At 70.7% G+C, this 24,094-nt stretch carries 27 protein-coding genes; 11 read left to right on the top strand and 16 right to left on the bottom strand.

The annotated features are described in order from the left end of the window. Nucleotides 1-178 precede the first annotated feature (178 nt). Nucleotides 179-1,024: a hypothetical protein gene (locus ACZ7NC_RS10685; protein WP_471486816.1), complete on the bottom strand. Its 846-nt coding sequence runs from the start codon at nucleotides 1,022-1,024 to the stop codon at nucleotides 179-181. 170 nt (nucleotides 1,025-1,194) lie between these two features. Here ACZ7NC_RS10685 and ACZ7NC_RS10690 point away from each other — a divergent pair, with 170 nt between their 5' ends. Beyond that, nucleotides 1,195-2,223, top strand: coding sequence for a DUF4097 family beta strand repeat-containing protein (locus ACZ7NC_RS10690; RefSeq protein ID WP_471486818.1), 1,029 nt, complete (start codon nucleotides 1,195-1,197; stop codon nucleotides 2,221-2,223). Nucleotide 2,224: 1 nt separating this feature from the next. Then, nucleotides 2,225-3,259 (top strand): PadR family transcriptional regulator, encoded by a 1,035-nt coding sequence (locus ACZ7NC_RS10695; RefSeq protein ID WP_471486820.1) that lies wholly within the window; start codon nucleotides 2,225-2,227, stop codon nucleotides 3,257-3,259. 54 nt (nucleotides 3,260-3,313) lie between these two features. Here the strand turns inward: ACZ7NC_RS10695 and ACZ7NC_RS10700 are convergent, their stop codons facing one another. From ACZ7NC_RS10700 to ACZ7NC_RS10715, 4 genes are all read right to left on the bottom strand, one after another. After that, nucleotides 3,314-3,877: a Clp protease N-terminal domain-containing protein gene (locus ACZ7NC_RS10700; protein WP_471486822.1), complete on the bottom strand. Its 564-nt coding sequence runs from the start codon at nucleotides 3,875-3,877 to the stop codon at nucleotides 3,314-3,316. Next, nucleotides 3,877-4,086, bottom strand: coding sequence for an HTH domain-containing protein (locus tag ACZ7NC_RS10705; RefSeq protein ID WP_471486824.1), 210 nt, complete (start codon nucleotides 4,084-4,086; stop codon nucleotides 3,877-3,879). Before ACZ7NC_RS10705 ends, ACZ7NC_RS10700 begins: the two co-directional genes overlap by 1 nt. Nucleotides 4,087-4,195: 109 nt before the next feature. Further along, on the bottom strand, nucleotides 4,196-5,158 hold the full coding sequence (locus tag ACZ7NC_RS10710; RefSeq protein WP_471486826.1) for a zinc-binding dehydrogenase: 963 nt from the start codon (nucleotides 5,156-5,158) through the stop codon (nucleotides 4,196-4,198). A 179-nt stretch (nucleotides 5,159-5,337) separates the two neighbouring features. Beyond that, on the bottom strand, nucleotides 5,338-6,561 hold the full coding sequence (locus ACZ7NC_RS10715) for an NAD(P)-dependent malic enzyme (RefSeq protein WP_471486828.1): 1,224 nt from the start codon (nucleotides 6,559-6,561) through the stop codon (nucleotides 5,338-5,340). Between the two features lie 664 nt (nucleotides 6,562-7,225). On the opposite strand from ACZ7NC_RS10715, the gene ACZ7NC_RS10720 reads away from it, so the two are divergent. Genes ACZ7NC_RS10720 through ACZ7NC_RS10730 form a run of 3 tightly spaced genes read left to right on the top strand, consistent with a single transcriptional unit; the run spans nucleotide 7,226 to nucleotide 9,923 of the window. After that, the gene (locus ACZ7NC_RS10720) at nucleotides 7,226-8,182 is read left to right on the top strand and encodes an ABC transporter substrate-binding protein (RefSeq protein WP_471486830.1); all 957 of its coding nucleotides are present in this window, start codon (nucleotides 7,226-7,228) and stop codon (nucleotides 8,180-8,182) included. Nucleotides 8,183-8,220: 38 nt separating this feature from the next. Beyond that, nucleotides 8,221-9,165, top strand: coding sequence for an amino acid ABC transporter permease (locus tag ACZ7NC_RS10725; RefSeq protein ID WP_471486832.1), 945 nt, complete (start codon nucleotides 8,221-8,223; stop codon nucleotides 9,163-9,165). Then, the gene (locus ACZ7NC_RS10730) at nucleotides 9,162-9,923 is read left to right on the top strand and encodes an amino acid ABC transporter ATP-binding protein (RefSeq protein ID WP_471486834.1); all 762 of its coding nucleotides are present in this window, start codon (nucleotides 9,162-9,164) and stop codon (nucleotides 9,921-9,923) included. Before ACZ7NC_RS10725 ends, ACZ7NC_RS10730 begins: the two co-directional genes overlap by 4 nt. Nucleotides 9,924-10,052: 129 nt before the next feature. Here ACZ7NC_RS10730 and ACZ7NC_RS10735 read toward each other — a convergent pair whose 3' ends face one another. Then, the gene (locus ACZ7NC_RS10735; protein ID WP_471486836.1) at nucleotides 10,053-10,832 is read right to left on the bottom strand and encodes a class I SAM-dependent methyltransferase; all 780 of its coding nucleotides are present in this window, start codon (nucleotides 10,830-10,832) and stop codon (nucleotides 10,053-10,055) included. A 98-nt stretch (nucleotides 10,833-10,930) separates the two neighbouring features. Here ACZ7NC_RS10735 and ACZ7NC_RS10740 point away from each other — a divergent pair, with 98 nt between their 5' ends. Then, complete coding sequence (locus ACZ7NC_RS10740) at nucleotides 10,931-11,560, top strand: CGNR zinc finger domain-containing protein (protein WP_471486838.1); 630 nt, start codon at nucleotides 10,931-10,933, stop codon at nucleotides 11,558-11,560. Here ACZ7NC_RS10740 and sodX read toward each other — a convergent pair. Continuing rightward, nucleotides 11,464-11,898, bottom strand: coding sequence for a nickel-type superoxide dismutase maturation protease (sodX, locus tag ACZ7NC_RS10745; RefSeq protein ID WP_471487165.1), 435 nt, complete (start codon nucleotides 11,896-11,898; stop codon nucleotides 11,464-11,466). The two genes, ACZ7NC_RS10740 and sodX, sit on opposite strands and share 97 nt — an antisense overlap. 145 nt (nucleotides 11,899-12,043) lie before the next feature. Here sodX and sodN point away from each other — a divergent pair, with 145 nt between their 5' ends. The 4 genes from sodN to ACZ7NC_RS10765 all read left to right on the top strand — a co-directional run bounded on the left by sodN (nucleotide 12,044) and on the right by ACZ7NC_RS10765 (nucleotide 16,447). Next, a complete protein-coding gene (gene sodN, locus ACZ7NC_RS10750; RefSeq protein WP_007491258.1) occupies nucleotides 12,044-12,439 on the top strand; it encodes a superoxide dismutase, Ni in 396 nt (131 codons plus the stop codon). A 232-nt stretch (nucleotides 12,440-12,671) separates the two neighbouring features. Next, on the top strand, nucleotides 12,672-13,670 hold the full coding sequence (locus ACZ7NC_RS10755; protein ID WP_471486840.1) for an RNA polymerase subunit sigma-70: 999 nt from the start codon (nucleotides 12,672-12,674) through the stop codon (nucleotides 13,668-13,670). 374 nt (nucleotides 13,671-14,044) lie between these two features. Then, nucleotides 14,045-15,529 (top strand): glycosyltransferase family 39 protein, encoded by a 1,485-nt coding sequence (locus ACZ7NC_RS10760; protein WP_471486842.1) that lies wholly within the window; start codon nucleotides 14,045-14,047, stop codon nucleotides 15,527-15,529. Nucleotides 15,530-15,697: 168 nt separating this feature from the next. Further along, entirely contained in the window at nucleotides 15,698-16,447 is a 750-nt protein-coding gene (locus ACZ7NC_RS10765; protein WP_471486844.1) for a VOC family protein, read from the top strand. Here the strand turns inward: ACZ7NC_RS10765 and ACZ7NC_RS10770 are convergent. The 6 genes from ACZ7NC_RS10770 to ACZ7NC_RS10795 form a co-directional block, all read right to left on the bottom strand. Beyond that, nucleotides 16,434-16,628, bottom strand: a complete 195-nt coding sequence (locus ACZ7NC_RS10770; RefSeq protein WP_471486846.1) for a hypothetical protein — start codon at nucleotides 16,626-16,628, stop codon at nucleotides 16,434-16,436. The two genes, ACZ7NC_RS10765 and ACZ7NC_RS10770, sit on opposite strands and share 14 nt — an antisense overlap. 32 nt (nucleotides 16,629-16,660) lie before the next feature. After that, nucleotides 16,661-16,993 carry a DUF952 domain-containing protein gene (locus tag ACZ7NC_RS10775; protein WP_471486848.1) on the bottom strand — a complete coding sequence of 111 codons (333 nt, stop codon included), beginning with the start codon at nucleotides 16,991-16,993 and terminating at the stop codon, nucleotides 16,661-16,663. A 9-nt stretch (nucleotides 16,994-17,002) separates the two neighbouring features. After that, nucleotides 17,003-18,229: an RNA polymerase sigma factor gene (locus ACZ7NC_RS10780; RefSeq protein ID WP_471486850.1), complete on the bottom strand. Its 1,227-nt coding sequence runs from the start codon at nucleotides 18,227-18,229 to the stop codon at nucleotides 17,003-17,005. A gap of 7 nt (nucleotides 18,230-18,236) precedes the next feature. Beyond that, nucleotides 18,237-18,653 (bottom strand): YciI family protein, encoded by a 417-nt coding sequence (locus ACZ7NC_RS10785; protein ID WP_471486852.1) that lies wholly within the window; start codon nucleotides 18,651-18,653, stop codon nucleotides 18,237-18,239. Nucleotides 18,654-18,749: 96 nt separating this feature from the next. Continuing rightward, complete coding sequence (locus ACZ7NC_RS10790) at nucleotides 18,750-18,962, bottom strand: hypothetical protein (protein ID WP_471486854.1); 213 nt, start codon at nucleotides 18,960-18,962, stop codon at nucleotides 18,750-18,752. 26 nt (nucleotides 18,963-18,988) lie between these two features. Further along, nucleotides 18,989-19,573, bottom strand: coding sequence for a dihydrofolate reductase family protein (locus ACZ7NC_RS10795; protein ID WP_471486856.1), 585 nt, complete (start codon nucleotides 19,571-19,573; stop codon nucleotides 18,989-18,991). Between the two features lie 135 nt (nucleotides 19,574-19,708). Here ACZ7NC_RS10795 and ACZ7NC_RS10800 point away from each other — a divergent pair, with 135 nt between their 5' ends. Continuing rightward, a complete protein-coding gene (locus tag ACZ7NC_RS10800) occupies nucleotides 19,709-20,299 on the top strand; it encodes a TetR/AcrR family transcriptional regulator (RefSeq protein ID WP_471486858.1) in 591 nt (196 codons plus the stop codon). 13 nt (nucleotides 20,300-20,312) lie between these two features. On the opposite strand, the gene ACZ7NC_RS10805 is transcribed toward ACZ7NC_RS10800, so the two are convergent. The 3 genes from ACZ7NC_RS10805 to ACZ7NC_RS10815 all read right to left on the bottom strand — a co-directional run bounded on the left by ACZ7NC_RS10805 (nucleotide 20,313) and on the right by ACZ7NC_RS10815 (nucleotide 23,903). Further along, the gene (locus tag ACZ7NC_RS10805; RefSeq protein ID WP_471486860.1) at nucleotides 20,313-20,906 is read right to left on the bottom strand and encodes a GNAT family N-acetyltransferase; all 594 of its coding nucleotides are present in this window, start codon (nucleotides 20,904-20,906) and stop codon (nucleotides 20,313-20,315) included. 324 nt (nucleotides 20,907-21,230) lie between these two features. Next, the gene (locus tag ACZ7NC_RS10810; protein ID WP_471486862.1) at nucleotides 21,231-22,361 is read right to left on the bottom strand and encodes a family 2 encapsulin nanocompartment cargo protein polyprenyl transferase; all 1,131 of its coding nucleotides are present in this window, start codon (nucleotides 22,359-22,361) and stop codon (nucleotides 21,231-21,233) included. Between the two features lie 135 nt (nucleotides 22,362-22,496). After that, nucleotides 22,497-23,903 (bottom strand): family 2B encapsulin nanocompartment shell protein, encoded by a 1,407-nt coding sequence (locus ACZ7NC_RS10815; RefSeq protein ID WP_471486864.1) that lies wholly within the window; start codon nucleotides 23,901-23,903, stop codon nucleotides 22,497-22,499. Nucleotides 23,904-24,094: the final 191 nt, after the last annotated feature.

Here is a 24,094-nt window from a genome sequence, read left to right on the forward strand (position 1 = left end):
CGGCCGTCTCAGTCCAGCGGCCGCACCGCGCTGTACGCCAGCCCCAGCGCCCCGTGGGTCAGCAGCACCCCTCCCGCCGCGATCCAACCGCCGCTCCGGCGTCGTGGACCCCAGGGCGCCGAGACGGCGGCCCTCGCCTTTGTACGGCGATCCGTGCGGCTGCACGTCAGCGGCCGTCTCAGTCCAGCGGCCGCACCGCGCTGTACGCCAGCCCCAGCGCCCCGTGGGTCAGCAGCACCCCTCCCGCCGCGATCCAACCGCCGCTTCGGCGTCGTAGACCCCAGACCGCCAGCGGCAGGCCGGCCGCGATCTGGGCCAGGGCGAGGACACGGGCCTGGGGGCCGCCGGTCCAGGGGAGCAGGGCGCCGAGGCGGCGGCCCTCGACGGCGTCCAGTTCCGCGCGGAGGGTGTCGCGCCAGCCCCACCACTCGATCAGGCGGATGTGCGGCTGGACGCCGACGGCAGCCTGGAGGGCGTCCGCGCTCTCGCCGGGCGCGAGGCCGTCGGGCAGGGACAGGCCCGCGCGCGTGAGGACGGCGATCAGGCCGCGCATGCGGGCGTGCGCGTCGGCCGCGGGGTCGGCGCGGGTCAGGTCGTCGAGGGACTGCACGTCCAGGACCGGGTCGAGGCCGAGGCGGCCGGCGAAGGTGCGCATGGCCTCGTCCTCGCCGGCCGGGGTGCCGTTGCCGAGCCAGACGTAGCCGACGGGGCGGCGGAAGCCGGAAGCGAGGGTGTATCCGGCGCGGTCGGCGTCCCACCACAGGGCGAGGACGGGCCAGGGCGCGCCGACCGCGAGGGCGGTGGCCCAGCCGGTGAGGACGCGGTCGACCGGTTCGTCGCCCTCCAGCCAGGGCCGCCCCTCCGGGACCAGCACGCTCCACTCCCCGCCGGCCGACGCGAGCAGCATGTCCTCGCGCAGCAGCCGGGCGACGGGGGCGACGGACTCGGGCCCGGCACGGCAGAGCAGCAGGGCGCCGGGGGCGGGGCGGGCCTCGCGGGTGGTCCGGGACTGTTCCGTCGACATGGCAACACGCTAGGCCGTTTTGTCCCGCTCGCGTGATTTGTGATCACGCGAACGAGTGCCTTGACTTTCGCCGTCCACGATATATCGTGTTTCTCAGAAGACGCGATATGGCGTGTCGTGTTCCGATCCGGCCCGTGCGGCCGCGTCCGGTCGCCCAGGAGGTCCCGCACATGTCCGAGTGGTCCGTAGCAGAGCCCGGGAAGCTCACCTTCGACGAGCCGGTGACCGAGCTCCAGGTGCGCATCGTCAACGGCACTGTGAACGTCGTGGGGACCGACGAAGGTTCCGCCCGCCTGGAGGTTTCCGAGATCGAGGGCCCACCCCTGGTGGTCACCCAGCAGGGCGGCACACTGACGGTGGCCTACGAGGACCTGCCGTGGAAGGGCTTCCTCAAGTGGCTCGACCGCAAGGGCTGGCGCCGCAGCGCGGTGGTCTCCCTCGCGGTGCCGGCCGACACACGGGTCGAGGTGGGCGTGGTCGGCGCCGGGGCGGTGGTCTCGGGCATCGACGGACCATCGGTCGTCAAGGGCGTCACCGGCGACACGACCCTCGTCGGCCTCTCCGGCCCGGTCCGCGCCGACACCGTCTCCGGGAACCTGGAGGCGCAGGCCGTCACCGGCGACCTCCGCTTCAACTCCGTCTCCGGCGATCTCACGGTCGTCGAGGGCTCGGGTGCCTCCGTGAAGGCCGATTCCGTGAGCGGCGCCATGATCATCGACCTTGACCCGGACGGCCCGACCGACGTGCGGCTGACCAGCGTCTCCGGCGAGATCGCCATCCGCCTGCCGGCCCCGGCCGACGCCGACGTCGAGGCCAACACGGCGAGCGGCACGATCTCCAACGCCTTCGAGGGCCTGCGGGTGCACGGCCAGTGGGGCGCCCACAAGGTCACCGGGCGGCTGGGCGCGGGCACCGGCAAGCTCCGGGCGACGACGGTCTCCGGCTCGATCGCCCTGCTGCGCCGCCCGCCCAAGGAGGACGAGCCCTGGGAGGCGGAGGCCTGGGAGGCGGAGGCCGGGGAGAGCGCCGAGGCCACGGCCGACGCGACGACCGACCCGATGAGCGGCGCACCGCGCGGCTCGGGGGACAATTCCGTCTCCGGCCAGGGCGACGACCCGACCGATGCCGCAACCGACGCCCCCACCGACGCCCCCACCGACGCCCCGGCCGACGGCACGACCGACAAGAAGGTGCTCTGACATGCCCCCCGTCTTCGCCCATGGCCGCCTCCGTCTCTATCTGCTGAAGCTCCTGGACGAGGCCCCGCGCCACGGCTACGAGGTGATCCGCCTGCTGGAGGAGCGCTTCCAGGGGCTGTACGCACCATCGGCCGGCACCGTCTACCCGCGCCTGGCCAAGCTGGAGGCCGAGCAGCTGGTCACCCACACCACCGAGGGCGGCCGCAAGGTGTACGCCATCACGGACGCGGGACGTGCGGAACTGGCCGACCGCAGCGGCGAGTTGGCCGACCTGGAGCTGGAGATCAGAGAGTCCGTCGCCGAACTCGCCGCCGAGATCCAGGCGGACGTGCGCGGCGCGGCGGGCGACCTGCGGCGCGAGATGCGCGCGGCGGCCTCCGAAGCCCGCAAGGGGAACGGCACCGGGGCGGAGACGCCCTTCGGCGACTTGTCCGACTTCACCGACAAGGAGGCGTGGCGCGCCGCGAAGGATGAGATGCGCCGGGCCAAGCAGGAGTGGAAGGAACAGGCCCGCCGCGCCAAGGACGAGAGCCGCCGCGCCCGCGAGGAGGCCCAGCGCGCCCGACGCCAGGCCAAGGAGGCACAGGACCGCGCCCGGGCCCAGGCCCAGGAGGACGTCCAGCGCATCGCCCGCCGGGTCCAGGAACAGGTGCAGGACCACTTCGCGCGCGGCGACTGGCCGACGGGAGTCCGGGAGGGCCTGACGGAACTGGCCAAGCAGTTCGGCGACTTCGGCAAGGACTACGGCAGAGACTTCGGGTTCGGCCGCCAGGACACCCCCAAGTCGACGCAGCAGCCCGAATACTCCGAGACCCCCGAGGACTTCCCCGCCGACTACGAACCCACCTGGGCCCACGAGACCCCCAGCGGCGACCCGGCCCGCGACCTGGACCGCCTGCTCGACCGCTTCCGCGACGACATCCGCGACGCAGCGAGGGACCACGGCGTGTCAGCGGACCAACTCCGCGACGCCCGCCGCCACTTGTCCAGCGCGGCGGCACACATCGGAGCGCTGCTGCGCACCCCGAAGCCCTGACACGCCCCGCCGGGGAGTACGGCCCGCGCACCCGCGCATCAGCCGTACTCCCCCTCAACCCGCCTTGGCCTCACCCTCGCCGTACAACACCCGGATGACCGCCTCGTACGTCACCCCGCGGTCGGCGAGGACCTCGGCGGGCACGCCGGGACGGCTGACGAGGGCCAGCAGAATGTGCTCGTCCCCGATGTGCCGGTCGCGACGGGAAGTGGCCACCCGCAGCGCCCGTACGAGCACGTCCTTGGCGCCCCGGCTGAAGGGCCGGTGCCCGGACCGCGCCCCCTTGCCCCGCCGGTCACCGGACAGCGCCCCGACCCCGTGCGCCTCCTCCACCCGCGCGACGATCTCCCCCACATCGATCCCCAACCCGGCCAGCGCATCGGCCTCGGCCTGCGACAGCCCACCGCGCCGCCGGGCCTCGCCCAGAGCCTCCCGTACGGACTCCAGCCACTGCCCTCCCCCGAGTGCGGCGAGCGCGAACGAGGCGCGGCTGCCCTCCCGATCGAGCAGCGCGAGCAGCATGTGCTCGGGGTCGACGACAGCGGCCTCACCCCTCTCTGCCTGCTCGACCGCCCCCGTCACCACGGCACGCGCATCCTTTGTGAACCGCTCGAACATCAACGCCTCCCGTACTTCTTGTGCACGGCCTGCCTGCTGACCCCGAGTTCCTCGGCGATCTCCTGCCAGGACCACCCCTGATTACGCGCACTGCGCACCTGCACCGCCTCCAACTGCTCCAGCAGCCGGCGCAACGCCGCGACGGCCCGCAGCCCGACCCGTGGATCGCGGTCGCCGGCCCGCTCGGCGAGATCTGTTGCCTCGGTCATGATGTCAACGTAAGTTGACACACCGATCCGCGTCAACCCCAGTTGACAAAAAAAGCGGCAGGCCCGGGGCAAAGCCCCGAACCCGCCGCAAGCGCCTTGGCGAGAACCGTCAGTTGGTGAGCACGACCTTCCCGAACAGCTCGCCCGACTCCATCCGCTCGAAGCCCTCCCGGGCCCGATCCATCGGAAGCACCTCATCGATCACCGGCCGCACACCGGTGGCGGCACAGAAGGAGAGCAGGTCCTCCAGCTCGTCCTTGGTCCCCATGGTGGACCCGACGATCTTCAACTCCAGGAAGAAGATCCGCGTCAGCTCGGCGTGCGAGGGCCGATCGCCACTGGTGGCACCCGAAATGACCAGCGTGCCGCCCGGCTTGAGCGACTTGACGGAGTGCGACCAGGTGGCCGCGCCCACGGTCTCGATCACGGCATCGACCCGCTGCGGCAGCCGAGCCCCCGGCTCCACGGCCTCGACGGCCCCCAGCTCCAGGGCCCGCTTGCGCTTGGCCTCGTCCCGGCTGGTGGCGAAGACGCGCAGCCCCGCGGCCTTCCCGAGCGCGATGGCAGCAGTGGCGACGCCACCTCCGGCACCCTGCACCAGCACGGAGTCACCGGGCCGTACGCCCGCGTTGGTGAACAACATCCGATAGGCGGTCAGCCAGGCCGTCGGAAGGCACGCGGCCTCGGCGAAGGAGAGTTCCTTGGGCTTGGGCAGGATGTTCCAGGTCGGCACGGCGACCTGCTCCGCGAAGGTGCCCTGGTACCGCTCGGTGAGGATGGACCGGGGCTCCTTGGGCCCCACCCCGTGTCCGCTCTGTCCGATCACGGAGTGCAGGACGACCTCATTGCCGTCCTCGTCGACACCGGCGGCGTCGCACCCGAGGATCATCGGCAACTTGTCCTCCGCGAGGCCCACACCCCGCAGCGACCACAGATCGTGATGATTGAGCGAGGCGGCCTTCACATGGACGGAACTCCAGCCGGGACGGGCCTCGGGGGCCGGTCGCTCCCCCAACTCCAATCCGGAGAGCGGCTGGTCGCGGTCGATTCGGGCGGCGTAGACAGCGAACATGACCTTGACGATAGGCTCCGCCGCGAGCCGACGGAACCACGGCGCCCTGTGAGACACGCCCTCTTGCCAAGGCACCTCGGCATGGGGCCCACCCGAACGGCCCCGTCCCGGGCGACAGAAATGGCCCCGCCCGACCGGGCGAGGCCATCCCCTTCACGTTCCACGTCAGCCGCGCGGCGTCAGCGCCGAGCAACGCCCTCCGCCCGAGCCGCAGCAGCGACCGCGGCCGTGACCGCCGGCGCCACCCGCTCGTCGAACGGCGAGGGGATCACGTAGTCCGCGGCCAGGTCGTCGCCCACGACCGACGCCAGCGCCTCGGCCGCCGCGATCTTCATGCCCTCGGTGATCCGGGACGCCCGCACCTGCAGCGCGCCCGCGAAGATCCCGGGGAACGCCAGCACGTTGTTGATCTGGTTCGGGAAGTCCGACCGACCCGTGGCCACGACCGCCGCGTACTTGTGCGCGACATCCGGATGCACCTCGGGATTCGGGTTGGCCATGGCGAACACGAAGGCTCCCTCGGCCATGGAGGCGACCGCCTCCTCCGGCACGGTCCCACCGGACACCCCGATGAACACGTCCGCCCCGGCCAGCGCCGACTCCAGCGACCCGCTGAGCCCCGCCTTGTTCGTGAACCCGGCCAGCTCCCGCTTCACCGACGTCAGATCGTCCCGGTCCGCCGACACGATGCCCTTGCGGTCGGCCACCGCGACGTCCCCGATACCGGCCTCGACCAGCATCTTCGCGATGGCGACACCCGCGGCGCCGGCACCGGAGATGACGGCCCGCAGATCGCCGAGCCCCTTCCCGGTCAGCCGCGCGGCGTTCCGCAGCGCGGCGAGCGTCACGACGGCCGTACCGTGCTGGTCGTCGTGGAAGACCGGGATGTCCAGCCGCTCCTGCAGCTTCCGCTCGATCTCGAAGCACCGAGGCGCCGAGATGTCCTCCAGGTTCACCCCACCGAAGGACGGCGCGAGCCGCACCACGGTGTCGACGATCTCGTCGACACCCGTGCAGTCGAGAGCGATCGGCACCGCGTCGACGCCGCCGAACTGCTTGAACAGAATCGCCTTGCCCTCCATCACCGGAAGGGAGGCCTCGGGCCCGATGTCGCCGAGCCCCAGCACGGCCGTGCCGTCGGTCACGACGGCGACGACGGACGACTTCCACGTGTAGTCGTGCACCAGCTCCGGCTGGTCGGCGATCGCGCTGCACACCTTCGCGACGCCGGGCGTGTACGCCAGGGACAGGTCGTCCTTGTCACGGACCGGCACGGTGGCCTGCACGGCCATCTTGCCGCCGCGGTGCAGCGCGAACGCGGGATCGAAGGAATCGAGGGGCTCGGCCCCGCCGTCCTGATCGGTTTTGCTTCCGCTGCGAGGATTGACAATCTCCGCTGCCACTTTGTCTGACCCCTTAAGAGTTCTTGGTTTGAGGGTGGGACCACTCCTGGTGAGAAGTGGGCGGGACCGCGCATGGCCTTGCTCGTGGATACGTACGACGTCCGACGTACGGCCGCTACGCGACGGGCGCGCCGCACACGCGCCCTGAGCCCCGGATGAGGGGTGTAAAGAACCTTCTTACCGGACGGACCGCGCTGACGACGAGTCCAATACGTGCAAGATCACATGACGGGAATGGAAACACCCACACCGACGGACACGAATCAGACACGTCCCGACGGCGACACCGGTGTGATTCGTGACCAGATAAGCGGACAATCGACACCAGACACTTCCAAGAGCGACTATCAGTCACAAACCCGCGCAAGCCGCTTCCGCATCCTGAGATGCACCGAAGATCTTCCGGCCGGAAGGGCGGATTCCCGCAGAAGGTGCGGTCAGGATGTACCGACCTGCGACGGTTCGGGGGTAACCCGTTATCCGATTTTGACATGACGGGCGCCCTGAATGCCTTAGTCCGAATGGCAGGATGCCGTAATCACACGAGGTCGCGGCACTCGAAGGTGTGTGCTCTCGTCGACCTAGGAAACCAAGGCCCCTGCCGGTCCCCATGGCAGGAGCCGGCCCCATCGGCAACTCCACCCATCCGCCGGAGGAACCCACCATGACCGCAAGCACCACCCGTCGTACCACCGCAGCACGCGCCCGGCTCGCAGCGGTCGGCTCGATCGCGGTCGCAGGCGCACTGATTCTCACCGGTTGCGGTGACCAGACGAACGACAGCGGCTCGGAGAGCTCCGGCTCCAAGAGCGCGGCACCGCTCGCCGACAAGCTGCCCCAGGCGATCCGCGACAAGGGCGTCATCAAGGTCGGCTCGGACATCGCCTACGCGCCGGTCGAGTTCAAGGACGACTCCGGCAAGACGGTCGGCATCGACCCGGGCCTCGCCGCCGCCATGGGCAAGCAGCTCGGTGTGACGTTCCAGTTCGAGAACGGCACGTTCGACAGCCTCATCACCGGTCTGCGCTCCAAGCGCTACGACATCGCCATGTCCGCGATGACCGACACCAAGGACCGCCAGGAGGGCATCGACTCGGACACCGGCAAGAAGGTCGGTGAGGGCGTCGACTTCGTCGACTACTTCACCGCCGGTGTCTCGATCTACACCCAGAAGGGCAAGAACACCGACATCAAGACCTGGTCGGACCTGTGCGGCAAGAAGATCGTCGTGCAGCGCGGCACGGTCTCCGAGGACCTGGCGAAGTCCGAGGCCAAGAAGTGCACCGGTGGGAAGACGATCTCCATCGAGGCCTTCGACAACGACCAGCAGGCCCAGACCCGCCTGCGTGCGGGCGGCGCGGACGCCGGTTCCTCCGACTTCCCCGTGGCCGCGTACGCCGTGAAGACCTCCGGCGGCGGCAACGACTTCCAGCTCGTCGGCGAGCAGGTCGAGGCCGCGCCGTACGGCATCGCGGTCGCGAAGAACAACACCCAGCTGCGGGACGCCCTCAAGGCCGCGCTGGACGCGATCATCGCGAACGGCGAGTACGACAAGGTCATCAAGGAGTGGGGCGTCGAGGACGGAGCGGTGCAGGAAGCCGCCATCAACGGCGGCAAGTGACCGCATCACCTGACAGCGGGCACTGAAAGGCAATACCTGTGACTGACATCCACAAGACGGACGGGCCGGCGGACACCCCGCCGGCCGGCCCGGAGGCGATCAAGGCCATTCCGGTCCGTCACTACGGGCGGTACGTCTCCGCCGTCGTGGCGCTCGCCCTGCTGGGCGCCGTCGTGTACGCGTTCTCCCAGGGCAAGATCAACTGGGGTGCGATCCCGGACTACTTCTTCGACGACCGTGTCCTGGACGGCGTCGGCAGGACGCTCCTGCTGACCGTCCTCTCCATGGCGATCGGCATCATCGGCGGCATCCTGCTCGCCGTGATGCGCCTGTCGAAGAACCCGGTGACCTCGTCGATCTCGTGGTTCTACATCTGGTTCTTCCGCGGCACCCCGGTCCTGGTCCAGCTCATCGTCTGGTTCAACCTGGGCCTGGTCTTCGAGTACATCAACCTCGGCCCGTTCTACAAGAACGAGTGGTCGGACTTCATGACCCCGTTCCTGACGGCGCTGCTGGGCCTCGGCCTCAACGAGGCCGCGTACATGGCGGAGATCTGCCGTGCCGGTCTGCTCGCGGTCGACGAGGGCCAGACCGAGGCCTCCCACGCGCTGGGCATGAGCCACGCGAAGACGCTGCGCCGGATCGTGATCCCGCAGGCGATGCGCGTGATCGTGCCGCCCACGGGCAACGAGGTCATCAACATGCTGAAGACGACCTCGCTGGTCTCGGTCGTCCAGTACCCCGAGCTGTTCCGCGCGGCCCAGGACATCGGCCAGACCTCAGGCGCCCCGGCCGAGATGCTGTTCCTGGCGGCGGCCTGGTACCTGCTGCTGACCTCGGTCTTCAGCATCGGCCAGTACTACCTGGAGCGCTACTACGCCCGCGGGTCGAGCCGCTCGCTGCCGGCGACCCCGTTCCAGAAGATCAGGGCGAACGTGCTGTCCCTGTCCAACCGCTCGAAGCCGACAGGAGGCACCGCATGACCGCCATGGTGAAGGCCGAAGGCGTCCACAAGTCCTTCGGGCTCGTAGAGGTCCTCAAGGGCATCGACCTGGAGGTCAAGCAGGGCGAGGTGTTCTGCCTCATCGGCCCCTCCGGGTCCGGCAAGTCCACCTTCCTGAGGTGCATCAACCACCTGGAGAAGATCAACGCCGGTCGGCTGTACGTCGACGGCGAGCTCGTCGGCTACCGCCAGAAGGGCGACAAGCTGTACGAGCTCAAGGACAGCGAGGTCGCGGTGAAGCGCCGGGACATCGGCATGGTGTTCCAGCGGTTCAACCTGTTCCCGCACATGACGGCGCTGGAGAACGTCATGGAGGCGCCGATCCAGGTCAAGGGCACCAGCAAGGCCCAGGCCAGGGAGCGCGCGGCACAGCTCCTGGAGCGTGTGGGCCTCGCGGACAAGGCCGGCGGCTACCCCTCCCAGCTCTCCGGCGGCCAGCAGCAGCGTGTGGCCATCGCCCGGGCGCTGGCGATGGACCCGAAGCTGATGCTCTTCGACGAGCCGACCTCGGCCCTCGACCCGGAGCTGGTGGGCGACGTCCTCGACGTCATGCGCGACCTCGCCGAGTCCGGCATGACGATGGTCGTCGTCACCCACGAGATGGGCTTCGCCCGCGAGGTCGGCGACAGCCTGGTCTTCATGGACGGCGGTGTGGTCGTGGAGTCCGGCGACCCGCGCGAGGTCCTGAGCAACCCGCAGCACGAGCGGACGCAGGCGTTCCTGTCCAAGGTGCTGTAGACAGCCGTAGGGAAACAGTTCGGCCCCGCCAGTCCTCTTGGCGGGGCCGAACTGTTTGTCGTCGTTGATGACTTGACTAGATGTCCTGCGCGCGGGCCGGCGAGGCCGTGAAACGCCCCTTCTTCCGCGTCACTTGAGCGCCAGCAACAGCGTGTCCGAGGGCGAGCACCACACCGGCCGTGCCTCCCCGAACCCCTGCTCGCGCAGTACGCGCGCGTGCCACTCGGGGGACGGCATGTCGCCGTCGGCGTGCTCGCCGTAGATCTCGAAGCGGCGGGCCGTCGGCGCGGCCAGCACCGGGTCCTTGGCGGCCAGCTGCCACCACTCGGACCAGTCGAGGGCGCCCTCCGTCTTGGCCTGATCCATGCGGGTGTGGCGCTGGGCTCGCTCGGCCGCGTTGATCCGGGGCGTCGACTCGTCGATCATGTGGTCCGCGTTCAGGAAGACACCGCCGTCGCGGACCAGCTCCGCGACCTGACCGTAGAGGGTCGGGAGGGGTTCACGGTGCAGCCAGTGCAGGGCCGTGGCGGTCAGGACGGCGTCGTAGGAGTCGTACGGCAGTTTCGCCGGCCAGTCGGGGTCCTTGAGGTCGGCGGTGACGAAGGAGACCCGCTCGTCGCCCGCGAAGGTGCCCTCGGCGATGGCGAGGAGCGCCGGGTCGAGGTCGACACCGGTGCTGGTGGCGTCGGGGAACCGGGCGAACAGCCGGGCGGAGATACTCCCCGTGCCGCACGCGAGATCGAGCACGCGCGGGGTGGGTCCGACGAGGGCCTCGACCATGTCGAGCATGATCCGGAAGCGTTCCTCGCGGTCGGGCATGTACCACTCCTGCTGCCGGTCCCAGCTCTTCTGCCAGGCGAGCCAGTCGGCGGTCGGGGTGGTCTCGGTGTCCGTGCCCATGTCCGTCATCGAACCCTCCATCGCGCAGGTCACGTAATACCCTGGAAGCACGATCAGCTCTTACCCGACCGCCTCACGACGATAGAACGCCTCCGTAAGGACTACAAGTGGAACTGGCCTATTACTCGGACTACGCCGTACGACTCGTCAACAGCGAGGACCCGGCCCGGGGCAAGGACTCGCTGACCTCGGTCGAGGCCGTCCGCGACCTGTTCGGCGTCAGCCAGGAGGCGGGCCGTCGCGCCACCGACGCCGACGTCACCCGCTTCCGCTCGGTCCGTGCGCGGCTGAGGGCGGTGTTCGAGGCGGCGGACGAGGGCGACGAGGCGCTGGCGGTGAACCTCCTGAACTCGCTCCTGCTGGAGTTCCCGGTGAGCCCGCAGATCTCCGGCCACGACTTCCGGGACGACGACGGCCGTCCCCTGTGGCACATGCACCTCGCGGACCACCCGTCGAACGCGACCGCGGGCTACGCGGCCATCGCGGCGATGGGCCTGGCGTTCCATCTCACCGAGTACGGCGTGGACCGCCTGGGCCTGTGCGAGGCTGCGCCGTGCCGCAACGCCTACCTCGACACCTCCACCAACCGCTCCCGGCGCTACTGCTCGGACCGCTGCGCGACCCGCGCGAACGTGGCCGCCTACCGGGCCCGCAAGCGCCTGGAGGCCGACCGGTCGGCCAGGACGAGCCGTACCGCCGACAGCGCCCAGCGCGCCACCGCGAACGGCGAGCGCTGATCCGGCTTGCGCGGCCGGTAGCGCAGCCGGACCCTGCCCAGGATCAGCTCGTCCGGCACGACCCCGTAGTCGGTGCTGTCACCCCCCGCGTACGCGTTGTCCCCGAGGACCCACCAGCCGCCCTCGCGGCGCTCCGCGGCCCGCTTGACCACGAGCAGGTCCTGCTGGAACGGATGCCGCAGCACCACCACGTCACCGGGCCTGATCCGGCCCCGGTGCTGCACCACGAGCAGATCGCCGTGATACAGCGTGGGCACCATCGACGGTCCGGTCACCTCGGCCCACCCGAAGGGCCGGTCCGCCCGCCCGCGCTCGGTCTCCTGCGACAACTCCGGCATCCCCGGCACCTCCCCAGTAGGGTCCTCCACCAGTCTCAGTCTCACCCCGGACTTTTGTCCTAAGCCCATGGGGGCACTCGCGAAAACCCGTCTTGCAGGGAGTAATGTCCCACCTGAGAAGACGATCACGAGGAAGGAATGCTCCATGCTTTCCCGCCTGTTTGCCCCCAAGGTCAAGGTCAGCGCACACTGCGACCTTCCCTGCGGTGTGTACGACCCGGCCCAGGCCCGCATCGAGGCGGAGTCGGTGAAGGCCGTACAGGAGAAGATGGCCGCCAACGACGACCCGCACTTCCAGGCGCGTGCCACCGTCATCAAGGAACAGCGCGCCGAGCTCGCCAAGCACCACGTCTCGGTGCTCTGGAGCGACTACTTCAAGCCCCCGCACTTCGAGAAGTACCCGGAGCTGCACCAGCTCGTCAACGACGCCCTGAAGGCCCTCTCGGCCGCCAAGGGCTCCACCGACCCGGCGACGGGCCAGAAGGCGCTGGACTACATCGCCCAGATCGACAAGATCTTCTGGGAGACCAAGAAGGCCTGATCTTTGATCAGACCGTTTGACCTGCAATTTCCTTGGTTGCCAGGTCTACCTGACCGCACCCGGTCCGCAGGCCGCCGAACACGGCGTCCATGACGGTCCGGGTGCGGTCTTCTTCGCCCGGCCACACGGTTCTCCACAACGTCGAAAAATGCCGACTGACTCCGGTGATGAGTTTTCGCGCCCGCACCCGTCACACCTACGACGGGACGCGACGAGGCGGAAGGACGACGTGATGAGTGCGGACACGCGGCTGGAGGAGCTGGGCGTGAGCGGGCTGGCCGAGGTCGACGAGCCGGCGTTCTCGGGGCTGGCGGAGCGGCACCGGCGGGAGCTGCACGTGCACTGCTACCGGATGCTCGGGTCGTTCGAGGACGCCGAGGACACCGTGCAGGAAACGTTCCTCCGTGCCTGGCGGCGGCGGGAGACCTTCGAGGGGCGGTCGACGTTCCGGGCCTGGCTGTACCGGATCGCCACCAACGCCTGCCTGGACCTGCTCGCCAAGTGCCGCCCGGAGCCTGCGACCGGCGGCGAGGTGCCGTGGCTTCAGCCCTACCCGGACCGGCTGCTCGACGAGTTGCCCGCGGGCGACGCGGACGAGCCGGAGACCGTCGCCGTCGCGCGGGAGACGATCGAGCTGGCGTACCTGGTCGCGGTCCAGCACCTCGCGCCGCGCCCGCGGGCCGTGCTGATCCTGCGGGACGTGCTCGGCTGGCCGGCGAAGGACGTCGCGGAACTCCTCGGGGACTCCGTCAACTCCGTGAACAGCGCGCTGCAGCGGGCCCGCGCCGGCATGCGGGAGCACCTGCCCGCCGAGCGGCAGGACTGGACCGGCGGCGAACAGGACGCCGGGACGCGCGAGCTGGTGCGCCGCTTCACCGACGCCAGCGTGGCCACGGACGTCGACGGGCTCGCCGCGATGCTGCGGGACGACGTCCGCTGCTCGATGCCGCCCACGCCGGGCCTGTACGTCGGCCGCGACGCGGTGGTGAACGACTGGGTCGAGGACGGCTTCGAGGGCATGAAGGGCCTGCGCGGCGTCCCCATCTCCGTGAACCGGCAGCCCGCCGTCGCCTTCTACCTCTGGCGGGACCGGGAGGGCGCGTACCTGCCGCTGACGATCGACGTCCTGCGCGTCACCGGCGGGGCGATCACCGAGATCGTCACCTTCCACGACGACCAGTTCCCGCGGCTCGGGCTGCCGGAGCGCCTGCCGGCGGACGGCACGGAGTAGTCCCGGTGCGGACGCTCGCGCTCCGCGGTGGCGGCCCCTGGCGACATGATCGGAGGAACCGTCAATCAACGGCGAAACGTGACGAATCGACGGCCCGGCAGGCTCAAGGTTCCGTGAGTCGGCGGTGATTGTGTTCACGCGGTGATCGGTGGCCTCGGATCGCCGCGGTCCCGTAGGTTCTGGCATGTCCACCCCGTCGGCCGATCTGCGACGCGGGTGGCGTACGGGGGAAGCTGAGCAGCACTCGGATCCCGTCTCGGCCCGTGCGGTCGCGGCGGCTTTCGCTGTGCGCTGCGCAGGCGGGCGAGTGGGATCACCTCACCCGGCGGCCGGCCCCCGCCGGACGGAATGTCGATCCCTTGGAGAACGCCCGCTTGAACTCAGCCTGGATACGCCCCAATTCCCGTTGGCTGAGAGGGGCTCCCCTCCGCCTCATCCCGTTTCTGTGGACCCTCGCTCTCGGTCTGTGGGGGCTGTCCCGGCAGCACAGCGTGTGGCGGGACGAGGCCGCGACCTGGCAGGTGGCGCGACGGTCCACCGGGGACATCTGGCACATGCTCGGGCAGGTCGACGCCGTGCACGGGCTCTACTACCTGCTGATGCACGGGGTCTTCACCTGCTTCGGCGCCGGCACCACGACCCTGCGGCTGCCCTCGGTGCTGGCCATGGGGGTGGCGGCGGTCTGTGTGGCGGAAATCGGCCGTCGGCTGGCCGGGGGCCGGGCGGGCCTGGCGGGAGGGCTGGTGTTCGGGCTGCTGCCGGCCGTGCAGTTCCAGCTCCAGGAGGGGCGCCCGTACGCCCTGATCGCGGCCGGGGCGGGCATCTCGACGCTGTTGCTGGTGATGGTCCTGGAGGGGCGCGGCCGAGCCGTGCACTGGGCCGCGTACGGCGGCACGGTCGCGGTGTGCGGGCTGCTGAACTGGCTGTCGCTGCTGATCCTGCCGGCCCACCTGGCGACCCTGCTGTGGACGCGGGCCGGCCGGCGAATATCGACGCGCTGGGCGGTGGCCGCCACCGCGGCCGTGGCCGCCGTACTGCCGTTGATCCTGTTCAGCCGGAGCCAGGCCGAACAGGTCTCCTGGATTCCCCCGCTGACCTGGCACATGCTGATCGGCCCGGCGGTCCTGCTGGCGCTCGGCGGCCTCGGCGCGCTGCTGGACCGGCCGAGCGCGGGCCGGCTGTCGGTCGCGGCCGTCGGACTGCCGCTGCTGGCGGTGCCGCAACTCGGCCTGCTGGGACTCTCCGTGGTCCGGCCGCTCTTCCTGGACCGCTACGTCCTGTTCAGCATGCTGGGGCTGGCCCTGCTGATCGGCACGGCGCTGGGTACGGCGGCACGGGCGGCCGGGCCCCGTTTCCCGAGGGCGTCGGCGTGGCTCGTCCCGGGCGTGGTCGCCCTGGTGGCCGTGGCGCTGCTGCCGCAGTCGCTGGCCAAGCGCTCCCCGGCGAGCCGGGTGGACGATGTGCTGGCCGTCGCGGCGGACGTACGGCGGCTGAAGGAGCCCGGGGACGCGGTGGTCTTCGTACCGGCGGCCCGGCGCGACACCGCACTGGTCTCCCCCGGCGACTTCACCGGGCTGCGGGACGTGGCGCTGGCGAAGAGCCCGGCGGCGTCGGGGACGTTGAAGGGCGAGGAGGCGGATCCGGCGCGGATACGGGCCGCGATGCTGGCGCAGCGGCGGATACTGCTGGTCACCGATGCGTCCGAGGTGGCGCGGGCGGTGACGGCGGAGCGGGACAAGGCGAAGGCCGCCGTGCTGGAGGAGCACTTCAGGGTGGTGGCGGACGTACAGGTCCGGGGGCGGCGGGTGACGGTGTACGAGCGGACCGGGCCGCGCCGCCAGCCGGCGGAGGAGGCCTGATCCGCAGGCCTCCTCAAAGCACGCCCCAGAAGGTGGCGCGAGGTTGGTAAGGGTCCTGCGAAGCAGGCGTGGTGACGCTTCGGGCCGCCGTACGAATGCCGCTTCGAGGCCGGTCGACCCCTACGACTGCCGCGCGCGGGACCGCGTAGACGGATCTACGATCGCCTCATGAGCATCCGCTGGACCTACGCGTTCATCGACCGTCCCGTCGCGGCCTTCGGCCGGGCCAATGCCTTCTGGACGGCGGTGACGGACACCGCGCTGTCCGAACTCCGGGGCGATGAGGGCGAGTTCGTGACCCTGCTGCCGGGCGGCGGGGCGGACGCCAGTGTGAAGGCGCAGGGGGTCGACTCGGGCCCCGGTGGCGCGCATCTCGACTTCGCCGTGGACGACGTACCGGACTTCGTGAAGTCGGCACTCGGGCTCGGGGCGGGCCTGGCCGCCGAGCACGAGGGATGGGCCGTACTGCGGTCGCCCGCCGGGCAGTTGTTCTGTGCCGTGCCCTGGCACGGGGAGTCGGTGCGCCCGCCCGTGGCGCGCGGCAGCCGGCTCGACCAGGTCTGTGTGGACGTACCGCCATCGGCCTACGACGCCGAAGTCGCCTTCTGGAACGCCCTGTTGGACGGCTGGGAGTCGGCGCCCGGCTCGCTGCCCGAGTTCCATGTGCTGCGGCCACCGGCCGGGCTGCCCGTGCGCGTCCTGCTCCAGCGGGTCGACGAGGAGCGTGCGGCCTCCGCCCACCTGGACCTCGCCTGCGCGGACATCCCGGCGACCCGCGCCCGGCACGAGGAGCTGGGCGCGACCTTCGTCGCCCAGGGTGCCCACTGGACGGTGATGCGCGATCCGACGGGCGGGACGTACTGCCTGACGGGGCGGGACCCGGAGACGGGCGGACTGCCCCGCCTCAGCGCGTCCTGATGAAGCAGAGTGCCTGACCGTCCCCGTCGGGCGTGGCACCCGCGCACGCCGACTCCCACCCCTCCGGCAGCGACGGGGTCGGACTTGCCTCCTCCCAGCGGTACGGTCCTGGCGGCTCGGCCGAGTCCCGCAACCACAGCGTCGCCCCGCCCGCCACGACCACGACGATCACCCACGCCATCACGACCCACCGCCATAACCGGCGTCGCCCCGTCACTTCCACGTCTCCACGTCCACGACCGCGTCCACCGGGATCGGCCCGTACACATGCGGGAACTCCTCGCCCCCGGGCTGCGGCGCCTCGTACTTCACGGGCACCTCCAGCCGGGCGGGGTCCACGACCAGCACCACCAGTTCGTCCGGGCCGGCGTAGGAGCCGTACAGGAAGGCGGCCACGGACGGGAGTTGGGCGCGGGTCGAGCAGTGGATGAAGCCCTCGTCCTGAAGGGTGCGGCCACGGGTCGACATCTCGTAGGCGCCGCGCTCGCGGGCCGCCTCCCACAGGGAGCGTTCGGTGAGGTGCAGTATGTACATGTGTTCGGGCATGGCGTGAGGTTACGGCGTCAGCCGTGCCGCCCGCGCGCGCAGATACCGCTGCTCCGGCAGGCTCAGCGTCTTTTCGGCCGCGGCCTCGTAGGCGGCGCGCGCCTCGTCAGGGGCGCCGGCCCGCTCCAGGAGATGCCCGCGGACCGCGTCCAGCCGGTGCCCGGCACCCAATTCATCCTCCAGTGAGGCCAGTTCCGCCAGTCCGGCACGCGGGCCGTGGACCATGGCGACGGCGACGGCGCGGTTGAGACGCTCGACCGGCCCGGGGACGAGGCGCACCAGGACGTCGTAGAGCCCGAGGATCTCCTGCCAGTCGGTCTCTCCCGCGGACGGAGCCTCGTCATGGACGGCGGCGATGGCGGCGCGGAGCTGGTAGGGGCCGGCGCGGCCCCGGCTCAGGGCCCGGGTGACCAGGACGACGCCCTCGTCGATCGCGGCCTTGTCCCAGCGGTCGCGGTCCTGCTCGTCGAGCGGGACGAGTTCCCCGTGCGGGCCGGTGCGGGCGTCGCGGCGGGCGTCGGTGAGCAGCATCAGCGCGAGCAGGCCGGCCACCTCGCCGTGGTCGGGGAGGAGACGGTGGACCTCGCGGGTCAGCCGGATCGCCTCACCGGCGAACTCCCGCCGTTGCAGGCTGGTACCCGAGGTCGCCGTATAGCCCTCGTTGAAGATCAGGTACAGGGTCTGCAGGACCGCGGGCAGGCGGTCCTCCCAGTTGTCGGGCCGCCCGAAGCGGACACCGCGGACCTTCTGCTTGGCCCGGCTGATCCGCTGGGCCATCGTCGCCTCGGGGACCAGGTACGCGCGGGCGATCTCCGCAGTGGTCAGACCGCCGACGGCACGCAGGGTGAGGGCGATCTGGGCGGGCGGGGTCAGGTCCGGGTGGCAGCTGAGGAACAGCAGGGTGAGGGTGTCGTCCTCGCGGGGAGCGCGGTCGGCGCCCGGGGGCGGGGCCGTGAAGGCGTCCCTTGGCGACAGTGCCGCGACCTTCTCCTCCCGGGCCCGGCGTGCCTCCTCCGCGCGCAGGGCGTCGGTCAGCCGGCGCGAGCCGACCCTGATCAGCCAGCCGCGGGGGTTGTCCGGGACACCGGTGCGCGGCCACTGCTCGGCCGCGGCGAGCAGGGCCTCCTGCACGGCGTCCTCGGCGGTGTCGAAGTGGCCGTAGCGCCGCACCAGCGCGCCGAGGACCTGCGGCGCGTGGCGGCGCAGCAGGTCCTCGGTCTCGGGTGTGACGCTCATGTACGGCTCAGCCGATGTCTCCGGCCCCGTCGTCGATGGGCCGGATCACCACCGGGTACACGGGGGCTCCGGCCGGCTGGGGGCAACTGAGGACGCGCTCGGCGATCTCCGTGACCCGCTCCAGGCTCGCGCAGTCCAGCACCCAGTAACCGGCCAGCAGTTCCTTGGTCTCGCTGTACGGCCCGTCGGTGATCACCGCCTTGCCGTCGTCACCCAGGGTGACATGCCGGGTCTTCGCGGGCTCGGCCAGCCCCTGTCCGTCGATCATCTCGCCACTCTCGGCGAGGTCGTCGTTGAGGGCCTGCATGAAGGCGTACATCGCCTGGACGTCCTGCTGGCTCCAGGCCACGGAGTGCTCGGACCCCTTGCCCTGCATCGCCTCGTAGTCCGCCTGCGTGCCCTGCACCATGACCAGGTACTTCATCGGTCCGCTCCTTCTGTTTCCGTCGGCTCGGGCCACCCTCGACGGGCGGCTTTCACAGGGGACGTCGGAGCCGGGCCGGGTTTCTCGACACGGTGCTCAGGACTTCTTCACGGTGTGTGTCTCGGGCTGCTTCGGCCGCTCGTGCTTCTCCTCGTGCTCGGCGCCTTCTTCGGAGTACGCCTCGCAGTCGGGGTTCTTGCACGGGCCGCCCACCCAGGTGGGGACCCAGGCGCCCAGCGTCTTGTGGCGCTTGACGACCGTGTCGACGGGCTGTCCGCAGTCGGGACAGACGTGCTCTTCGCTGCCCATGTCCTCAGAGTAGGGCGGGATACGGCTCAGCGCTTCCTGCTGTACGTACGAACCACGGCGCCGTTGCCGAACGTCCGCGCCTCTTCGTGGATGAACTCCGTGACGGCGAAGCCCGAGCCGAACATCGGCATGCCCGAGCCGTACACGAGGGGGTACGTCTTGATGACGAGCTCGTCGATCTCGTCGAGCAGCGCGCCGGCGAGCTCCGAGCCGCCGCACAGATAGATGTCCAACCCGCCCTCCTCCGCCTTCAGTTCGCGGACCTTGCCGACGAGGTCGTCCGCGACGATCTCGACCTGCGGGTCGGGCGACTCGGTCAGGCTGCGCGAGGCGACGTACTGGCGCATATGGGCGTACGGACTGGTGACGCCCTCCTTCAGGGCCAGGTCGTAGCTGGCCCGGCCCTGGATGATCGTGTCGAACCGCCGGTTGGCCAGGTCGTCGAAGCCGAGCGCGCGGCGGCCGTGGGTCGGCATGGTCTCCGGGTACTCCGCCTTGAGGAACCCCAGGAACTCCTCGTCGACAAAGGAGATCATCGCCGTGGCGTCGCCGCTCGGGTCCCCGATGAACCCGTCGATCGAGCACGCGATGAAGTAGGTGAGCTTTCGCAAGCCGGTCTCTTTTCGTAAGGTGTGCGCAACCACTCCGGTTGTAGTGCTTCAGTTGTAGTACTTCGTTTGTAGTGGTTGCAAGGGCATTTACGGGAGCACTCCCGGGACCGGTTGAAGTGAGAGAGGGGATTCCGAATGGCGGGCAATCCGGAGCGCCGGGCCGCCCTCGTCGACGCGGGCGTCGAGGTGCTCGCCCGGGAGGGAGCGCGCGGGCTGACGTTCCGCGCGGTGGACGCCGAGGCAGGGGTGCCGGTCGGCACCGCCTCCAACTACTTCACCGGGCGCGACGACCTGCTCCGCCAGATCGACGCCCGGCTGCATGTGCGGCTGGCGCCGGACCCGGAGGTGATCGCCGGGCTGCTGACCCGGCCGAAGGACCGCTCCCTGGTCATGGCCTTCATGCACGATCTGATGGGCCGCGCCACCCGCGATCGCACGGGCTATCTGGCCCTGCTGGAGATGCGCCTGGAGGCCACCCGGCGCCCCGAACTGCGCGCCTCCTTCACCAAGTCGGTGCGCGGTGACCTGGAGGAGGGCATGGACTTCCACCGCGGCGCCGGACTGCCGGGCGGCGACGAGGCCGTCACCGTGCTCTATCTCGCGATGCTCGGGCTGATCCTGGAGCATCTGACACTCCCGGACGTACTGGACGGCGTCCTGCCCGGGGTGAGCGTGCCGGACGGGCTGGTGGAGCGGATCGTGGCGACGATCGTGCCGGAGCAGTAGGAGAGGTGGCGGTTCAGCCGCGCGGTTCGCGCCACATCGGCCACATCCGCGGGCCGTCCGGGAGGTCGAGCGGGTCGCCCTCCAGCTCGAAGCCGAGGCGCTCGTACAGATGCCGGCTGCGGGCGCTGCTCGCCTCCAGATAGGCGGCCACACCCTCCTCGTCGCAGCGGTCGAGGACCGAGTTGATGAGCGCGGTGCCGAGGCCCTCGCCCTGGCGCCCGGGTGTCGCGGCGATCATCCACAGGTATTCGTGGGCCCGGCCCTCCGGGTGGATGGCCGCCGTCAGACGTCCTATCTGCTCCACGCGCTCGTTGCCCGGGTCGACGGCCTCGCGCAGCCGGACCGGCCCTTCCTCGTCCTGGCCGTGCGCCTCCGCCGGCACGGACATCCACAGCGCGCACGCCGTGCCGTCCTCGGTGACGTCGATACGGCCGTGGGCGAGCACGATGTCGGTGAACGCCGCCATCAACCGGGGGTGGGTGGTACGGCGATGCTCCTCGTCCGGGAACACCCAGCCGCTGACCGGATCGTCCTGGAAGGCCGCGTCCAGCAGCCGGACCACCAGCTCCCGGTCCTCCTCGCCCGCCGTCCGGATCGCGACGCCCATGATCTGCACCCGCCCCTTCGTGTCAACCGGCCTTGATCGTAAGGGGAATGGGGACGGCGTGACGTTCGTGGGGCCAAGTTGTCGAGATCCGGCCGGTGTGACGCGCGGGCGCACGGGTACACAGGGGCGGGCCCCGCACACCGTGGGGATGTGCGGGACCCGCCGTTCCGGAGCCGCCCGCCGGCCGTACGGGGTCAGGAGCCGTACGGCCCGGACGCTCCGGAGCCTCGACGACCGCCGCGTCCCTCAAGGGGACGGCGATCGGGTCGTGCCGTGGTGGTGCGTGGTACGGCCGCGTCGAGCAGTGCGGCTGCCGACGTGCGCTCAGTTGCTGCGTCGGGTCACGAACTCCGCCAGCGCCAGCAGTCCGCCCGCCTCCTCCGGGTCGGGCACGGCTCGGGCGAGCTCCTGCATGGCCCGGGCCATCCGGTCGGCGGCCTGGGCCTGCGCCCAGTCACGGCCACCGGCCCGCTCGACGGCGAGCGCGGTGCGCTGCAGGTCCTCCTTGTCGTACGGCATCTCGTACAGCGCGGCCAGCTCCGCCGCCGCCGGACCGCCGGAGGTCAGCGCGGCGACGACCGGCAGGGACTTCTTACGAGCGGCGAGATCCGCGCCGGCCGGCTTCCCGGTGTGGCGCGGATCGCCCCATATGCCGATGACGTCGTCGATGAGCTGGAAGGCGAGCCCGGCCTCACGGCCGAACGCGTCCAGCGCCGCCACGTCCTCCGCCGCCGCCCCCGCGTACAGCGCGCCCAGGGCACAGGCGCACCCCAGCAGCGCACCCGTCTTGGCCTCGGCCATGGCGAGCACCTCGTCCAGGCCGACCTCGCCCGGTCCCCGCTTCTCCAGCGCCGTGTCCGAGTGCTGACCGGCGCACAGTTCGACGACACAGTCCGCCAGCCGGGCGGCGGCCGGCGCGGACGCCGGGTGCGGGTCCTCGGCGAGGAGCCGCAGGGCCAGCGCCTGGAGGGCGTCGCCGCCGAGGATCGCGTCGGCCTCACCGAACACGGTCCAGGCGGTGGGCCGGTGCCGGCGGGTGGTGTCCTGGTCCATCACGTCGTCGTGCAGCAGCGTGAAGTTGTGCACCAGTTCCACCGCGACCGCCGCCGGTACGGCCGCCGCCCGCGCCCTCGGCCCGCCGAGCGCGGCGGCCGCCGTGAGGACGAGGGCGGGACGGATCGCCTTGCCCGCGTTGCCGACCGCCGGAGTGCCGTCCGGGTGCTCCCAGCCGAAGTGGTAGAGCGCGACCCGGCGCATGGAGGGCGGCAACGACTCGATCGCGGCGCGCAGTTCCGGGTCGACCGAGGCCCGGACGCGCTCCAGGAGCACCGCTGCCTCGACACCGTCGAGCGGGCCCGGCCTGCCGCCTTCCCTTTCGACCGCGCCGGACCTCGGCCCTTGGAGCGTCTCGGTGGACGGCCGCGCCCCGGCGGGGCGTTGCTGCGTCTCCGTCATGAACTCACCCATGGCATCGCCTCGGAGAGTCGGCGGACAGTGGCCCTTCCGCTACGGCTGGGCGCCTACCCGGAGGGTCTACCCACGGCGGCGGCACGGGACACGGCGCACCGACGGCGGGAGTTCGCGGCAGTGTCACCGCCAGCGGCCGATCTCGACGTTCTCCAGCACCCCGAGGGCGTCCGGCACCAGGACCGCGGCCGAGTAGTACGCCGTCACCAGGTACTTGATGATGGCCTGTTCGTTGATGCCCATGAAGCGGCAGGACAGGCTCGGCTCGATCTCGTCCGGGATGCCCGCCTGCTGGAGCCCGATGACGCCCTGCTCGGCCTCGCCCGTACGCATGGCGATGATCGAGGTCGTACGGGCCTCGGTGACCGGAATCTTGTTGCAGGGGTAGATCGGCACACCGCGCCAGGTGGGGATGCGGTTGCCGGCCATCTCGATGGTCTCGGGGACCAGGCCGCGCTTGTTCAGCTCACGTCCGAACGCGGAGATCGCGCGCGGGTGGGCGAGCAGCAGCTTGGTGCCCCGCCGGCGGCTGAGCAGCTCGTCCAGGTCGTCGGGGCTGGGCACACCGTCGTGCGGCTGCAGGCGCTGGTCGTACTCGCAGTTGTGGAGCAGCCCGAACTCGCGGTTGTTGACGAGCTCGTGTTCCTGACGCTCCTTCAGGGCCTCCACGGTCAGCCGGAGCTGCTGCTCGGTCTGGTTCATCGGCTGGTTGTAGAGGTCGGCCACGCGCGAGTGGATGCGCAGCACCGTCTGGGCGATGCTCAGTTCGTACTCACGGGGCCGGGCCTCGTAGTCGACGAAGGTGTGCGGGATGTCCGGCTCACCGCTGTGGCCGGCCGCGAGGTCGACCTCCTTCTCGCCGTACTTGTTGGTGCGCTGCTGCGGGATCGACCGCAGCTGTTCCAGATGTTCGTTCAGCGACTCGGCGCGCTCCGCGACCTGCTCGACGTCCTGGCGGGGCAGCACGAGCACCGTGCAGGCGGTGACCGCGCGGGCGGTGTACTCCCAGATGGCGTCGGAGTCGAGCAGCGCCTGCTCACCGAGGTAGGCGCCGTCGGCGAGGACGCCGAGGGACTCGTCCTCCCCGTAGGGGCCGGTGCCGAGCTTCTCCACCCTGCCGTGCGCCAGCAGGTACACCTCGTCGGTGGGGCTGCCGAACGAGGCGATCACCTGGCCCGCGGCGAACTCGCGCTGCTGGCAACGCTGGGCGAGCTCCGAGAGCACGTCCTCGTCCTCGTACGACCGCAGCGCCGGCAGCTCGCACAACTCGGCTGGGACCACCTCGACACGATCGCCGGTCTTCACGAACGTGATGCGGCCGTCCCCGACGGCGTAGGTCAGACGCCGGTTCACCCGGTACGTGCCGCCCTGCACGTTCACCCAAGGCAGCATGCGCAGCAGCCAGCGGGAGCTGATCTCCTGCATCTGCGGCGCGGACTTGGTTGTGGTGGCCAGGTTCCGCGCCGCCGCCGTGCCGAGACTCTGCTGCGGCTTGCCCTGCTCCGTGCGGACCTCTTCGCCTACCGACATAAGGAATTGCCCTCCCGGTCATGCAACGACGCCCATCTGGCGCCACGCATCGCGATCTGCGGGGTCGAGCCTTCCATTACTGAGCGTGCCGATGCTATTACCCGAACGAGCGGGAATGGATCACGAGCGACTGGGCAAATAGAGGGACCTTGTCCAGTGATACGGCTTCCGACGAACTGCTCCCGAGGTGT

This window comes from Streptomyces sp. NPDC111802, assembly GCF_055634335.1.